Here is a 15,419-nt window from a genome sequence, read left to right as displayed (position 1 = left end):
GCTGAAACAATTGATGTACACAAAAAAATATCGTACAGCTGATTGGACCACCAAAAGCTCCTGTTTATATAGCAGGGGCTTTTTTTGTTCAAAAATAACAGGAGGGGAAAGAGGATGGCACACAACAAAAAAATCGTATTATGGGGGCGGAAAGGCTGCCATTATTGCGACGAGTTGAAAGAATATTTCGAGAAGGAAGGGTACGTATATTCTTCTGTAGACGTAGAAGGAAATGATTATTTGCGAGACATTCTGGAGCTGAAATATGGAATTCGTCACGTTCCGGTCATTGAGATTGGGGTCGACCATGCATTCGAGGCGCTTACTGACTTCGAGCCGATTTCGCGTCAGGATTATACCCATATCGAAGCATTACTGGCAAAAGGGAGGTAGAAAATGGTGAAAAAAAGAGAGATCAAATTATCCGCTTATCTTGTCGGAACTGGTATGCATATTGGATCATGGCGTCACCCGGATGCGCAGGCAGATGCTAGTATTGACATCGACTATTATAAAAAATTAGTGCAAATCGCAGAGCGTGGAAAATTCGACATTGCATTCATCGCGGACAGTCTGGCAATCAATGAAGATTCGCATCCAAATATTTTAACCCGTTTTGAACCGACAACGTTGCAGGCTCACTTGGCCAGTGTCACAAGTAAAATCGGGCTGGTCGCTACAGCGTCTACGACATACAGCGAACCGTACAATCTGGCACGTACGTTTGCCTCACTTGATCATATTAGCAAAGGGCGAGTAGGCTGGAATGTGGTAACGACCGGAGACTTGACAGGAAAGACTGCGCTGAATTTTGGGAAAACAGAACATCTCGATCATGCAGCCCGGTATGAACGCGCGGAAGAATTCCTTGATGTTGTTCTCGGATTATGGGATTCGTGGGAAGATGATGCGTTTGTGCGAGATAAAGCAAGTGGCGTTTTCTTTGACCCATCGAAATTGCATCGTGTGCAATATGAAGGGAAGTTTTTTCCGTGCAGGGCCCATTAAATATTTCACGATCGAAGCAAGGTCATCCCGTTATTGTGCAAGCCGGTTCTTCAGAACCCGGTCAGCAGCTCGGAGCTCGTACCGCTGAGGTTGTGTTTTCGCATAAGAAAAACATCGATGCGGCGAAGGAGTTTTATAAAAGCTTAAAGCAGAAGGCGGCTTCGTTCGGACGTTCTTCTGAAGAGCTTGTGATTCTGCAAGGAATTACTCCAATTATCGGGGAGACTGAGGAGCTTGCGCACCAAAAGCACCAGCAGTTACAACAGCTAGCTGATCCGCAAGCTGCCTTGAACTTTATCGCAGGTTATCTCGGTCTAAGCGGTGCCGATTTAACCGGATACTCTTTAGATACGCCAGTTGTCGATATCCCGTTACCGGATGTGAACGGGATGAAGAGTGTCTCAGAGCAATGGCGACAGATCATTGAAGAAGAAAATCTTACAATCGGACAGCTATATGCCCGCTTTGAAGGGACAGATAAATTTATTGGCACCCCCGTGCAGGTGGCTGATGAATTGGAACGATGGTTTAGTGAGGGAGCGGCAGATGGATTTATGGTCGTGACGTCCTTTTTGCCAGATGGACTGGAGGATTTTGTGAACCATGTCATTCCAATCTTACAAGAGCGCGGTCTTTTCCGCCTAGAGTATGAAGGAGATACATTGCGTGAGCATCTCGGGCTAGCAGTTCCTGTGAATCGCTACGTACATGCAAAATCAGTACAAATCTAAATCTCCCATCAGAAGAGTGCTCTTATACCTCATGAGATAAGTGGTGATACAATGAACAGCAACATTCGCCTGGCTACACTAAAGGATGCGGAACGCTTGCTTACTCTTACACTTGCAGCGTATGGCCCAGCTCTTGACATGGGCATTTTGTTTCCAACGGCACAAGCTGATCTGGAAATGGTGCAAAACAATATAAAGAAGCATGATTGTTTTGTATGGGAGGAAGAGGGCATAATCATTGCGACCATTACCGTGGGCGTATTCGATGAAATGAAAGATGTGACCGACCTTCCGTACATACGCTGGTTTGCAGTCGATCCGGCTTATGCAGGCAAAGGCATCGGCAATCAGCTAATCACATGGGCTGAAGAGGTATTTGTTCGGGATACCCTACAAGCACCTGCTGTTACCTTAGCGACTGCCGAGAAACACCCGTGGCTCATTCCGATGTATGAGCGCAAAGGGTATGAACGGTTCTATGAATACGACAACAATGTGCTTGGGAAAGTTGTTTTTTTACGCAAGGTAGTGAACCCGACACTATATAACAAGGAGGCATTACGATGACCCAAAACCGACAAATTAAGTTATCTGCTTTCCTGGTAGGAACCGGTATGCATGTTGCGTCATGGAGACATCCGAACGCGCAGCCAGATGCAAGCATTGATCTGGCTTATTATAAAAAATTGGCGCAGCTTGCCGAGCGTGGGAAGTTTGACTTCGCTTTTCTTGCTGATAGTCTGGCGATTAATGAAGAATCCCAGGTAAATATTTTGAACCGCTATGAGCCGATTACACTGATTACGGCACTGGCCGGGGCTACCTCTAGGATTGGGCTTGTCGCAACAGTCTCTACGTCGTATTCGGAACCGTACAATCTGGCCCGTCAGTTTTTATCGGCGGATCATATCAGCAACGGAAGAGTAGGCTGGAATATTGTTACGACACGGGACTTGTCTAACAATACCGCATTAAACTTTAGCCGGACTGAGCATTACAACCATAGCTTGCGATATGAGCGAGCAAAAGAGTTTCTCGAAGTCGTCAAAGGGTTGTGGGATTCGTGGGAAGATGACGCCTTTATTCGGGACAAAGAAAGTGGTGAGTTTTTTGATCGAACGAAGCTGCATCGTATTAACCACGAAGGAGAGTTCTTCTCTGTGCAAGGTCCGCTTAATATTGCACGCTCTAGACAGGGCTATCCTGTATTTGTGCAGGCAGGTAACTCAGAATCTGGGCAGAACTTCGCTGCGGGTGTAACAGAAGTTGCATTTTCGATTAAATACAACATCGAGGAAGCGAAAGAGTACTACCGTTCTTTCAAGAAAAAAGTCGCTGACGTCGGACGTTCGCCGAATGATGTGTATGTTTTACAGGGCATATCACCTGTGATCGGAGCGACACAGGAGGAAGCCGAGCAAAAATTTGCGTATTTGGAGTCTCTTATAATAGAAGAAAAAGGGTTGGCATTTCTGGCTGATTATTTCAAAGATGTTGATTTTACTGGCGTGACACTTGATTCCAAAGCGTCTGACCTTGGACTTGGTAATCTGTCGGAGACGAAATCCGATTATAAGAAGCATCAACAGGCGATTGCCAGGGAAGGGATTACGCTTAGAGAGGTTTATTCGATTCTGACGGGTTCGTTTACTGATCCTGATCTTGTCGGAACACCTGAAAAAATAGCCAGTACGCTTGAGAGATGGTTCACCGAAAGAGCGGCGGACGGCTTTATGTTGATGGCACCTCTTTTACCAGATGTTTTGGAAGATTTCGTGAATAGTGTAGTGCCGTTGCTGCAGGAACGCGGGTTGTTTCGTACCGAGTATGAAGGAGACACGCTTCGAGAACATTTTAATTTGCCAAAACCAATCAATCGTTTTACACAAGAACGTCATCAGGTGAATACATGATCGTGATTCAAGATGTGAATAAAGTATACCGAACAGCAACGAGTACAGTCACAGCGTTAGAAAATATTAATTTGACGATTGAAACAGGAGATATTTTCGGGATTATCGGGTTCAGCGGAGCAGGGAAATCAACCCTGATTCGCTGCCTTAACCGACTTGAAGAACCTGACTCAGGAAGGATCGAGATTGAAGGCACTGTCATTACGGACCTGGGGCAGAAAGAGCTTCAGCAGGCACGGCAGAAGATTGGGATGGTGTTTCAGCAGTTCAATTTGCTCGATTCTAAGACCGTTTTTGAAAATGTTGCGTTTCCGTTGCAAATAGCAGGCTATGAGAAATCATATATCGAGCAGCGAGTTAGAGAGATGCTAGAGCTTGTTGGACTGCATGATAAAGAGCAGGCATACCCATCTCAACTCTCAGGTGGGCAAAAGCAGCGAGTTGGTATCGCGCGGGCACTCGTAAATGACCCGCATGTGCTGCTGTGCGATGAAGCAACATCAGCGCTTGATCCCCAGACAACGTATTCGATTCTCGAACTGCTTCAAGATATTAATCGCCAGCTTAATGTAACGATTGTCCTGATTACACATGAGCTGGACGTATTGCAGCATATTTGTCATAACATGGCCGTTATGGAAGGGGGAAGAATCGTGGAGACCGGTTTGGTAGATACGTTTTTCTTGCACCCGAAAAGCGAGACGGCAAAACGCTTCGTTCGAATTATTCAGCATTACCGTGACACACGTACGATCATGGACGGCATGGGGGCGGGAATATGAGAGACGATTTGGTAGGTCTGCTTTGGGAAGGGCTTTGCGAAACGTTATATATGGTATTCTGGTCGTCTTTATTTGCCACATTGATCGGGGTTGCATTAGGTGTTACGTTAGTCGCCACAGATAAGGGGGGGATTTTTGAAGCGCCCCGATTGAATAAAGTCATCAGTACGATTATTAATAGCGTTCGTTCCCTTCCTTTCATTATACTAGTTGTCCTGTTGTTGCCACTTTCTCGTTTGCTTATCGGCACAACGCTGGGACCGACAGCAGCGATTCTATCGCTCTCGATTGGAGCAGCCCCTTTTCTCGGACGAATTATTGAAAACTCTTTAAAGGAAGTCAGTAGCGGGAAGATTGAAGCGGCCAAATCAATGGGGGCTTCGAATCGGACGATTATTTTTAACGTACTGATCCCGGAAGCATTGCCGACACTTGTGCGTGGCATGACGATTGGGATTATCGGCATTATAGAGTTTACTGCGGTCGCAGGCGCCATTGGTGCAGGCGGCTTGGGTAGCCTGGCTGTACGTTTCGGTTACCAACGATTCCGGGAAGATGTATTATTTTCAACGGTCATTTTAATTATTATTCTCGTGCAAGTCATTCAATGGACGGGGGATTCTATCGCCAGATCGATTAATAAGAAACGATATAAATTCGAATAAAAAATGCAAAGGGATAGGTGAATATACATGAAAAAGAGAAATCTTGGGGTTATTGCTGCTTTATTTACGACAGTAAGTCTTTTTGCGGCTGGTTGCGGTTCAAGTGCGGCGGTGAACAGCAATGCGACTGAGAAATCCGATACGAAAAAGGAAGTGACCTTGAAAGTAGGAGCAGCAGCCGTACCACACGCAGAAATTCTGAATTCGATCAAACCGAAATTGAAAGAAGAAGGGATTAACCTGGAGGTTGTCATTCTTGATAGTGAGGAGCAATTAAATCCGGCGCTAAATGATAAACAAATCGATGCGAACTACTTCCAGCATGTTCCGTATCTTGAGTCCGTGAAAAAAGAAAAAGGGTATGATCTCGTCCCAGCGGTCAAAGTTCACGTAGAGCCGATTGGATTCTACTCAAACAAACTTAAATCGAAGGCTGAAATTAAAGAGGGGGCGAAAATTGGCATTCCGAACAATCCGTCGAATGAATACAGAGCCCTGTCACTTTTGCAGCAGCAAGGATTAATCAAGCTGCGTGATGGTCTTTCTACATACGAAGCAACACCGAAAGACATTGTTGAGAATCCGAAAAAGCTGAAATTCGAGGAAGCAGAAACACCAACGCTTGTACGAGCGCTCCCGGACCTTGATGGTGCCATTATCAATACAAATATCGTTCTCGAAGCGAAAATTGATCCAAAAACGGCCCTGTTCCGCGAAGATAAAAACTCGCCGTATGCTAATATTGTCGTGGTCCGAAAAGGGGATGAAAACCGGGATGAGATCAAAAAGCTAGATGCTGCGCTGACTTCGCCTGAGGTGAAGAAATTTATCGAGGACAAATACGGTGTAGCGGTGGTTCCTGCCTTTTAATCGGAGCAGATGCTTATGCGATGATACCCTAATGAAAAAACTCTCCCGTATGCATGGTAGCGGGAGAGTTTTTCATTAGGAGAGCTGCTGTCGTAATTTTTCAAGCAGCGCCATGTTACTGCCGCCCATCAAGTCGGCAATGGATGTTTGCATCGTCGGTTTTTTCGGGTCGTACACCCAGCTGTCCTGTTCCATCTGCCGCATCACCTTAAAAGTAGCGACTGCATCATCAAGCGCCCGGTGTGCCTGCGCTTTATCAGCGAGTCCGTACTTCGTCAGGGCGGCCCACAGTCCAGGTGTATCTTTATGCCCGTAGTAAAACTGATACGCTTTAGACAGATCAAGCCAGTCATCAAGCATAACGGAGAATGGAAATTTCACCTTATGCTCCCGACAGTTACGGCGCAGCCCTTTAATATCGAGATCGCCCCATGTCACGAGCGTCGTTCGTTCAGGTTCGTAGCGGGATAGCAGTTCCATAATCATATGGTCAAATGGAATTCCGTTCTGTACATCATCCTGTGTAATGCCCGTTAACGTTCGACATTTCTCACCAAGTTCAGGAAAAAACACAGGGGTCACAAGGGATGAATACGTGTCGACGATTTCCTCTTCTTTTACGACAATCATCCCTGCTTCAATGACTTCATGAAAAAATCCGCGTGGGGCCTCTTTCTTCTCAAATGTCGTAAATTCAAAATCCAGAAAAATATACTGGTTTTTCATACCATTTCCCCGTTTCTGTACGCTTCTTTCCATTCATTGTATTTCTGAAAATTTAATCCGTCAATTGCACAGAAAGGAATTAATTTCTTAACGATTCGTCCACAATGTAAAGAAGGTGTAAAGAATAGTAAAATTCGCCCGCATTTCCTCGTTTCTTCATTATTATGAGGAAGTAAGGAATCGAGCAGAAGGGGCGACATGTTTCATGCAGACACATTCATTTGAACAAGTAAAACAACAAATTATTGAGCTGGCTTATATGGTACGGGGCCATTTCTTGCAGGCTACCCAGGCATTTGAGCAGAAAAATGCCGAACTGGCTCGTGAGGTTACTGCACAAGATGAAGAAGCGAATGCTTTAACGGATAGCGTATCTAAGCACAGCCTTAGCCTGATCGCTTTACAGGCTCCGGTAGCAGGAGACATGCGCACGGTTGGAGCATATTTGAAAATCGTAACGGATCTCGAGCGCATTGGTGACCAAGCAGTAGACATGGCGGATGCGATTATCCGAATGGATAAAACGGACAAAACGCTGCCGCTGTTTACGATCATGGATATGGCAGATGCAGTGAAAGGCATTCTTGATACGACCATTCAGGCGTTCGAAAAAGAAGATATCAATCCGCTTCATACTTTGAATGATATGGATGATGTAATTGATGGATTGCATCGTCGTAACGTTGAAATGCTTGAATCGCTGCTTGAAAAAGAACCGCAGCACTTCCGGGAAGCGATCCAGTATATCAAGCTTCTCCATGCCCTCGAGCGGATCGGCGATCATGCCACTAACATTGGGGAATGGACCCTCTATATGAAAACCGGGCATATTGCGGATTTGAATCACTAGACGTTCATAGTTTGCTAGTCACAAGCTTCATAAAAAAGTAAGAGGCTGTCTCGAAAGCTGTAACACAGCGGCTGAGGCAGCCTCTTTCTTTTCTTGGAGGTGGTTTTCTCCAACGTGTGGTAGAGGAGCGGGATCGGGCGGGGCCTCGTCACTTCGGTACGCTTGCTATGAAGTAGAGGCTGTCCGCTCCAGGTGCCAGACGAACTCGCCCACAAAAGATTTCTGCGATGCATATACACCGAAGCGTTGTGGACAAAAATCGTTCGTCTGACCCCTTCCGCTAAGCAGGCGCGTACAGGCGTTCCGCTGCCCCGCCCGATCCCGCTCCTAGCACACTTTAGATGAAAATCATCAAGAATAATCAAAATGCTGAGCTTTGCTATGCAGGTAAAAAATAAAGAAATGGTCTTGCGAAGGGTCGGTGGCTACCGAGCAAATTCATTCTGGCGGCGAGAGTTTTTTTGTAAATCGAAACGTTGTGCGGGGAGTGGGAGAAGGGAGGAGCAAGAGAGCGCCTGTACGCGCCTACTCAGCGGAGGGAGAACGGCGAACGGGCCTTTGCCCGCAATCCTTCAGTGAAAGAGCATCACAGGCTTTTCTTTGCGGGCGAGTTCGTCGGGCTCCCGGAGCGGACAGTCTATACTTCCCTGCAAGCGTACCGAAGCGAACGGCTCCTCCCTTCTCCCACTCCCTCCCCACCACACGTTGTCGATATCACAAAAAAAGCTGCCCCGTTCGCCATGTCCTGGCTTTTGGGGCAGCTTATTCTCACATTCTAGCTATACATTTTCTCACGCAGTGCTTTTACTTCATCGTTTGCAAGGTACTCATCATACTCCATTTGCTTGTCGATCAGCCCGTTCGGCGTAATCTCGATGACACGGTTGGCAACGGTCTGTACGAACTGATGGTCATGCGAGTCGAAGATGATCGTGCCGTCGAATTCCATCAGGCCGTTATTAAGTGCTGTGATCGATTCGAGGTCAAGGTGGTTCGTTGGTTCATCCAGCAGCAGGACGTTTGCGCCCTTGAGCATCATGCGTGACAGCATGCAGCGAACTTTCTCGCCCCCGGACAGTACGCTTGCTTTTTTCAGTGCTTCTTCACCGGAGAACAGCATCCGACCAAGGAAGCCGCGTACGAATGTTTCATCCTGATCGTGTGAATACTGACGCAGCCAGTCGACGAGATTCAGGTCGCAGCCTTCGAAGTATTCCGCATTGTCTTTCGGGAAATACGCCTGTGACGTTGTCACGCCCCATGTGAATTCACCAGCATCTGCTTCCACTTCGCCCATTACAATCTGCATCAGCGTCGTGCGAGCTAGCTCACTTTGACCAACGAGCGCAATTTTATCGCCTTTATTCACGGTAAAACTTACGTTATCGAGCACTTTCTCGCCCTCGATTGTTTTTGACAAATCGCGTACGCTCAGAATATCTTTCCCAGCTTCGCGCTCCGCTTTGAAATTAATATACGGATAGCGGCGAGAAGATGGTTTAATGTCTTCAAGCGTCAGCTTATCAAGCTGCTTTTTCCGCGATGTTGCCTGTTTTGCTTTGGATGCGTTCGAGCTGAAACGGCGAATGAACGCTTCTAACTCTTTGCGCTTTTCATCCGTTTTCTTGTTTGCGTCTTTTGCAAGCTTCAATGCTAGCTGGCTGGATTCATACCAGAAATCGTAGTTACCTACGTACATTTGAACTTTTCCAAAGTCGATATCGGCGATATGCGTACATACTTTGTTTAAGAAGTGACGGTCATGGGATACGACGATTACGGTATTTTCATAATTATATAGGAAGTTCTCCAGCCATTGGATCGATTCGAGATCCAAATGGTTGGTCGGCTCATCGAGCAGTAGAATGTCTGGATTGCCGAACAGTGCTTGTGCAAGCAGAACACGGACCTTCTGGCTTCCGTCCAAATCTTGCATCAGTTTATCATGCAGATCAACCGGAATGCCAAGACCCATCAGCATCTCGGCTGCTTCCGCTTCCGCCTGCCAGCCGTTCAGCTCCGCGAATTCGCCTTCCAGTTCAGAAGCGCGAATGCCATCTTCATCGGAGAAGTCTGGTTTCGCGTACAGCTCATCTTTTTCAACCATAATTTCGTAGAGACGACGGTGGCCCATGATAACCGTTTTGAGCACTTCGAACTCATCGAATTCAAAATGGTTCTGTTTCAGAATTGCCAGGCGCTCGCCCGGTGTAATGTTCACCTGACCGCTTGACGCCTCAATCTCACCAGACAAAATTTTGAGAAACGTCGACTTTCCAGCGCCGTTTGCGCCGATTAAGCCGTAGCAGTTGCCCGGCGTGAATTTAATGTTTACATCGGTGAACAGGGCGCGGGTCCCGTAGCGCAGCGTAAGACCAGTTGTGCTGATCATGTATGTATCTCCATCCTTTTATTTGCAGATTTATATACCAACTATATATTATATCATATCCTGTGATATGTGAAAAATAGAGCCGGGACACTAGCGTTTGTGCTACGATAAGGAAAAGAGAAACAAATCGGACTATGCGAATACATCAAGCAGTTGGAAGGAGAATTTGTATGACGATCAAGCATGTTTTTGATCATCTGGGGCGGTCAGTTGCCGTTCCATTTCCACCTAAGCGGATTGTTTCGCTTTGCCCATCGCTGACCGAGACGTTGTTTGCGCTTGGCGTAGGGGAGCGAGTAGTTGGACGAACGCAGTTCTGTATTCACCCGGCGGAGGCGCTTGCAGATGTTGTGCGTGTCGGCGGTACGAAGCAGGTCAAAGACGATGTACTCGCATCGCTTGCTCCGGACTTGATTATTGCCGAGAAAGAAGAGAATCCGAAAGAGATGGTTGAGCGCCTCGCAGAATCGTATCCGGTATATGTGACGGATGTGGAGACGTATGAGGATGCGCTTTATATGATCCGAGATCTTGGTAAAGTTGTCGGTGCACGTGGGGAAGCGAAGCAGATTACTAGCGAGATTGAAGCAGGATTTGCGGAGCTGGCATATGTAGACGGTGTGCGTGCAGCCTATTTCATCTGGCAAAATCCTTATATGGTCGCGGGAGATCATACGTATATTCACTCGCTGCTTTCGCGCTGCGGATTTGTGAATGTGTTTGCGGAGGCAGAAGGCCGCTATCCGACGGTGACGGAAGAAGAGATTCGTGCGGCGGCCCCGGATTATTTGTTCCTGTCATCGGAGCCGTTTCCGTTTACAGAGAAGCATCAGGAGGAGCTTGCGGCACGGTTCCCAGACAGTACGGTTGTGCTGGTGGATGGAGAGATGTTTTCATGGTATGGCTCACGGATGATTGCAGCAGCGGATTATTTGCGGAAGCTGGTCGGAGAGGTGTAGGATAGCGGTGCTTGAACGGGAAATGGGACTGAAAAAAAATACGATTCTTAACCGTACATATCAAGTGAAGAGAATGATTGCTTGTAGTGATCTTTCGATTGTATATATCGGACGCCACATCGTGAGCAAAGAATATTGCATCATTAAGGAGTGGTTTTCAAGGCAGTTAACTTTGCGAGATCTCGATCAAAGAACGGTGCTATGTCGACGTCCGTCTCTCGAACAGAAATATGAGGAATTGAAAGCATCATTTTTCCGAGAAGCACGTATTTTGAAAGACATACAGCATCGGAATATTGTTACATATATGGACCATTTCGAAGAGAACGGCACGGGATATATTGTAACGGAATATTGCCGAGGGTGGACATTGGATCGATACATCAAGCAAGTAGACAGCTACTGTCCGTCCGATTTCTTCAAACATATCTTGCTACCGCTGCTAGATGCTGTCTGTGCTCTTCACAAAAAAGGCATCCTTCATCGTGATATAAAGCCAGCAAATATTTTATGTACAAAAGAAGGACAACTGAAGCTTCTCGATTTCGGTTCGGCTGTATATTATACATCTGCCGATCAGTACGAGATTTTTACGACAGTTGGGTTTTCTCCTCTAGAATTTTATTCAGCAAGAAGTCGGCAGGGGGTATATTCAGATGTATACAGCCTGTCCGCTACTATTTATTATTGTTTGAGCGGGAAGCCTCCTCTTGATGTGGCACAGCGAATGATTGAAGATAATCTTGTAGCGATTAAGGATCAGAATAGGAAAGTATCGTCTTTTTTCTCTTATATCGTGATGAAAGGCTTGGTAGTTGATTATCGTAGACGAACTTTATCACTCTCGCTTTTGCGTACGTCTGCCGTAGCTGAGTACATATTTCTGAAAATGAAGAATTTTAAAAAGGGACTTTAGACCCTTCTACTTTTTGTAAAACAGCCTTTGACCATGTAGGTCAAAGGCTGTTTTATTTTCATTTACAAATTTCAACAAATTTCTTTTGTGAAATTTGTAATTTTTTGTATGGTTTATTTTTGGGTATTACCTCCTGTTGCATATTCATGAACTACTATTTTATAACCAAAAATACATATAAATGTAAAAACAAGCTGATAAAAATGGATTTATATGGTACATTACAGGTTTTACCTTCTTGATTTGTATAATAAAGGTAAAATAAAGAAAAAAGTACTAGAGAAATTTTGGGAATTATATTCTATATTTTTCTATGTGAGTATGTAACTGTATATTATGTCGAAAAGCAGAGGGGAAAAGCTTATGGAAATTATTCATCAGACGAACCGAACGATTTTGTTCGAAGAAATCAATCCGGAAAAGCTTGATCTCATAACGATTGTTGGAGATGTAAAAGGAATTGATAGTTTAAGTGACGACAAAATTAAAGAGATTAACGAAACTCTCGTAGTAAAAAGCTTTGACGAATTTTTGGACAAGTTTTCGCCCACGGTATATTCATTCTATAACGCAGCCAATCAGAAAGTTATGTATACCTTGAGGAAACCGGAAGGCATCGATGCCAGTGCCATATCTGAAATCAGCATTGATCAGAATAATGATTTCCTCAAAATGCTCTTCACGCTTATTGATACAAAAAGAATTCAGGGAATTACGAATGTTGATTTTAAATTCGAAAATTTACTCGATATGATTTCTCCGAAAAAAGTAATGGATGACATCCGGCAGGTGCGGAAGGAAATCCATTATTTGTACGGACAATATGATCAGCTTGACGATGGTGATCCGAAAAAGCTTGATATGGGTGATAAGCTCAACAACATGTTTGAAGATGCCAGCCGGAATTACAACAATGTAATGGCTATGCTACCGCTCGCCATCGATGATATCAAAACACGCCTTCTGCTCGGAGCCGGCCAGGAAGAAAACCAGTCAGAAGCCGTCACAATCGGTATGTTAAGCATTGGGGATAACGGGGAGTTAAAAATCATCGAAGCCCCTAAGAATGAAAGCGCAGAACTGATGGTTGTGGATCAGAATGGAAGCGGAGAGCTAGCCGCTATTTTCGAGGAAGATTATGAAGCGGTTACGGACACATCGTCCTCTTATGTAAAAGACCTTGTTGTCCGTACATTTTGCCCGTTACCTGCTGTACGGAACGAGGTTGATGTAGAAACAGAAATCCAGAACTACAATACATATCTGGAATTCTATAAAAATTCCAAGGACGACTTCGTAAAAACCGTGAAGCCATTGGTAGAAAAACTACTTGGTGTCAAAATGTTCTTCGATCAATATGCAACGAAAAACAAAGGCATGGTACCATCGCTTCTTATTACGAATGCGAAACTTGATATGACAGTGAAAAGCAATAACATCCCACGACTTGAAACGTATCTGAACACAGTAAACTCGAAAAATGATTTTACAGATACAATCTGGTTCGGGATCGTGCCAGCTGTTGAACTGGAGCATTCCGGGAATGCGAAAGTAAGTCGTGAACGCTTCCGTGGAAACCAAAAAGTTGTGAAGCAAGATGGAAATACGATGGAATCTCTCGCTATGCTTTTGCATGTGGTAAAAGATTATAAAATCCAGATCTTTTTCAACTTCGCAGCAGGAGAAGAGACAACGTTCAACACGATGGCAACGTCAGGTATCGATAAATACATGGATAAATGCTCGGTCCTGCTTCGCAAGGATTATAGTGAATTTGCGATTCCATGCATGCCTAATTTCACGATTATTCCGAAAGATAAATCCGGTGTGGTCATCGACAGCCGAATGTTGCAAACCGAAGACGGGGTTAAAATCTCGCAGGAAAAAGAAGATATCTTGAAGCTGTGGATTGAAGGCGTATATGTCGGGGCTAGCTATGTAGCCGCTGGACTTGTGGCTGCCTATCAGTGTCCGGAATTCCTGAAAGAAGCATTCCGCAATGTCAGCCGGGAATATCCGGGTGTGCGCTTCGATATTGAAGGCGGGGACAATGGTCTGCGTGTCGTGACAACGATGGCGAAAGAAATCTCCGGGTTTACCAACAGCATTAAGGATGCGATTAATCGTCGAAACTTCGGATTTGTTTTCTCGTCTGAAAATGCGCAAGTACAAGGCAGAGACGTCAAGCGAATTACCGTGTATAAAGCACGAAGCATGGCGATGACGGAAGACGGATTCGATTCGATCTATAAAACGCTCGTCAGCACATACATCGAGCGTCTGCTTCGCTTCCAGACTGGCGACTTCAAACACGATAATATCGTGCGGTTCTTCAGCAACAATCCGAGCAGTCAGAAGAGCAAGTGGCTGAATGCAAAAGGATATATCAACTCCATTATTCATGACGGAGATGACATGAACTACGTCATCGATGAGAAAAGCAACCTGTGTCATATCGACCTTGTATTTAATGGCAATGTGAAGAACCTTGAAGTCACGATTACCAAAGGGACCGCTGCAGCTAAAGTGTAGCCCCATGTTCTGGTGTTAAAGGCTGCTCTTATGAGCATGCCTTTTACATAAATATATTACGCACAATTCTAAGGAGGTTATGGCAATGGGTTTCAAACTCCACATTGAAGGAGCCGAAACAATCGAGCTAGGAATGGACAACATCATGACGGTAACATACGACACAGATACACCGGATGATTCAAACGCACGATCCACAGATGTGGGTGCTACGCTCAGAATTACAGGCAAGATCATCACAGCAACAGATGGCGATAACGCTGACGATACAATGAAGCTTGCCCTGTGGTCACTCGTTCCGGCTGAGAAGGCCGATTGTTACCGCAAAGCCACGCTTGAAGTGATTGCGGCGGATCAAGTAATCCGAAAAATTCACTTCCCGAATGCATTCGTAGTTGATTATACAGAACGATTTGGAGATACCGAGGGTGTAGGTACCTTCACACTGTTCATTAAGCAGAAAAAAGACAAAACCGAAATGGCCAAAATCGAAGGCGGCTACGCTGTCTAACGATATCTGGTATTTCACACAAAAGAGGGGTTTCCGGGAATGTTCCCGGAATTCCCTCTATCTATAAAGGATGGAAACGATGAAAAATTACTATGAAATTCTGGGAGTTTCCAGACAGGCTTCCGCAGATGAGATCAGAAAAGCATACCGTAAGCTGGCCAAGCGGTACCATCCTGATGTTAATGGTGGAAGCAGCGAAGCAGAAGCAATGTTTAAAGATGTGAACGAGGCATATCGGACATTGCATGATGAATCACTTCGGCAGGCATATGATGATCGACTTGATGGCAGGAAGAACCCGAATCCTGGCTTTACAGGCAGCTCAAGCAGCAAAACAGAATCCCGTCAATACTCCCATGTCGATCAGGGATTTGATATGGAGGATGTGGGGAAAAGCTTTGAGCGTTTTTTTGGTTTTAACCCTAAAACAAAGGAACGGGTATCTCACGACAAGAAAGCAGACAATCCGTTTGATACAACAGATTTGTTTGAGCAATTTTTTCGCGTCAAGAAAAAGTAATGGCTCAAGAGAGGCCGGCTGTGCGGTGTAAGGGGAAACGGAGG

The 15,419-nt window shown here is 45.4% G+C and carries 14 protein-coding genes and 1 pseudogene; 13 read left to right on the top strand and 2 right to left on the bottom strand.

Features of this window, described 5'->3' with window-relative positions; all coding sequences use genetic code 11:
- Positions 1 to 114: 114 nt before the first annotated feature.
- From PO771_RS11135 to PO771_RS11105, 7 genes and pseudogenes are all read left to right on the top strand, one after another.
- Complete coding sequence (locus PO771_RS11135) at positions 115 to 393, top strand: glutaredoxin family protein (RefSeq protein ID WP_272559743.1); 279 nt, start codon at positions 115 to 117, stop codon at positions 391 to 393.
- A 3-nt stretch (positions 394 to 396) separates the two neighbouring features.
- Positions 397 to 1,739, top strand: a pseudogene (locus PO771_RS11130) (LLM class flavin-dependent oxidoreductase).
- A 51-nt stretch (positions 1,740 to 1,790) separates the two neighbouring features.
- Positions 1,791 to 2,306: a GNAT family N-acetyltransferase gene (locus PO771_RS11125; protein ID WP_272559742.1), complete on the top strand. Its 516-nt coding sequence runs from the start codon at positions 1,791 to 1,793 to the stop codon at positions 2,304 to 2,306.
- Positions 2,303 to 3,652 (top strand): LLM class flavin-dependent oxidoreductase, encoded by a 1,350-nt coding sequence (locus PO771_RS11120; protein ID WP_272559741.1) that lies wholly within the window; start codon positions 2,303 to 2,305, stop codon positions 3,650 to 3,652. Before PO771_RS11125 ends, PO771_RS11120 begins: the two co-directional genes overlap by 4 nt.
- On the top strand, positions 3,649 to 4,434 hold the full coding sequence (locus PO771_RS11115; protein WP_272559740.1) for a methionine ABC transporter ATP-binding protein: 786 nt from the start codon (positions 3,649 to 3,651) through the stop codon (positions 4,432 to 4,434). The genes PO771_RS11120 and PO771_RS11115 overlap by 4 nt, the downstream gene beginning before the upstream one ends.
- Entirely contained in the window at positions 4,431 to 5,099 is a 669-nt protein-coding gene (locus tag PO771_RS11110) for a methionine ABC transporter permease (protein ID WP_272559739.1), read from the top strand. Before PO771_RS11115 ends, PO771_RS11110 begins: the two co-directional genes overlap by 4 nt.
- 27 nt (positions 5,100 to 5,126) lie before the next feature.
- A complete protein-coding gene (locus tag PO771_RS11105; RefSeq protein WP_272559738.1) occupies positions 5,127 to 5,969 on the top strand; it encodes a MetQ/NlpA family ABC transporter substrate-binding protein in 843 nt (280 codons plus the stop codon).
- A 75-nt stretch (positions 5,970 to 6,044) separates the two neighbouring features.
- Here the strand turns inward: PO771_RS11105 and kapD are convergent, their stop codons facing one another.
- Positions 6,045 to 6,695 carry a 3'-5' exonuclease KapD gene (kapD, locus tag PO771_RS11100; protein WP_272559737.1) on the bottom strand — a complete coding sequence of 217 codons (651 nt, stop codon included), beginning with the start codon at positions 6,693 to 6,695 and terminating at the stop codon, positions 6,045 to 6,047.
- Between the two features lie 205 nt (positions 6,696 to 6,900).
- Between kapD and phoU the strand changes: the two genes are divergently transcribed.
- On the top strand, positions 6,901 to 7,545 hold the full coding sequence (gene phoU, locus PO771_RS11095) for a phosphate signaling complex protein PhoU (RefSeq protein ID WP_272559736.1): 645 nt from the start codon (positions 6,901 to 6,903) through the stop codon (positions 7,543 to 7,545).
- A 775-nt stretch (positions 7,546 to 8,320) separates the two neighbouring features.
- Here the strand turns inward: phoU and PO771_RS11090 are convergent.
- Positions 8,321 to 9,937 carry an ABC-F family ATP-binding cassette domain-containing protein gene (locus tag PO771_RS11090; protein WP_272559735.1) on the bottom strand — a complete coding sequence of 539 codons (1,617 nt, stop codon included), beginning with the start codon at positions 9,935 to 9,937 and terminating at the stop codon, positions 8,321 to 8,323.
- 170 nt (positions 9,938 to 10,107) lie between these two features.
- Between PO771_RS11090 and PO771_RS11085 the strand changes: the two genes are divergently transcribed.
- From PO771_RS11085 to PO771_RS11065, 5 genes are all read left to right on the top strand, one after another.
- Positions 10,108 to 10,896, top strand: a complete 789-nt coding sequence (locus tag PO771_RS11085; protein ID WP_272559734.1) for an ABC transporter substrate-binding protein — start codon at positions 10,108 to 10,110, stop codon at positions 10,894 to 10,896.
- 7 nt (positions 10,897 to 10,903) lie between these two features.
- A complete protein-coding gene (locus tag PO771_RS11080) occupies positions 10,904 to 11,812 on the top strand; it encodes a serine/threonine protein kinase (RefSeq protein WP_272559733.1) in 909 nt (302 codons plus the stop codon).
- A 363-nt stretch (positions 11,813 to 12,175) separates the two neighbouring features.
- The gene (locus tag PO771_RS11075) at positions 12,176 to 14,344 is read left to right on the top strand and encodes a transcriptional regulator (RefSeq protein ID WP_272559732.1); all 2,169 of its coding nucleotides are present in this window, start codon (positions 12,176 to 12,178) and stop codon (positions 14,342 to 14,344) included.
- Between the two features lie 85 nt (positions 14,345 to 14,429).
- Positions 14,430 to 14,855 carry a membrane-associated protease 1 gene (locus tag PO771_RS11070; RefSeq protein ID WP_272559731.1) on the top strand — a complete coding sequence of 142 codons (426 nt, stop codon included), beginning with the start codon at positions 14,430 to 14,432 and terminating at the stop codon, positions 14,853 to 14,855.
- Positions 14,856 to 14,934: 79 nt separating this feature from the next.
- Positions 14,935 to 15,375: a J domain-containing protein gene (locus tag PO771_RS11065; RefSeq protein WP_272559730.1), complete on the top strand. Its 441-nt coding sequence runs from the start codon at positions 14,935 to 14,937 to the stop codon at positions 15,373 to 15,375.
- Positions 15,376 to 15,419: the final 44 nt, after the last annotated feature.

The organism is Aneurinibacillus uraniidurans, assembly GCF_028471905.1.
Taxonomy (GTDB): domain Bacteria; phylum Bacillota; class Bacilli; order Aneurinibacillales; family Aneurinibacillaceae; genus Aneurinibacillus; species Aneurinibacillus uraniidurans.
This window is presented reverse-complemented; position numbering and strand designations above follow the sequence as displayed.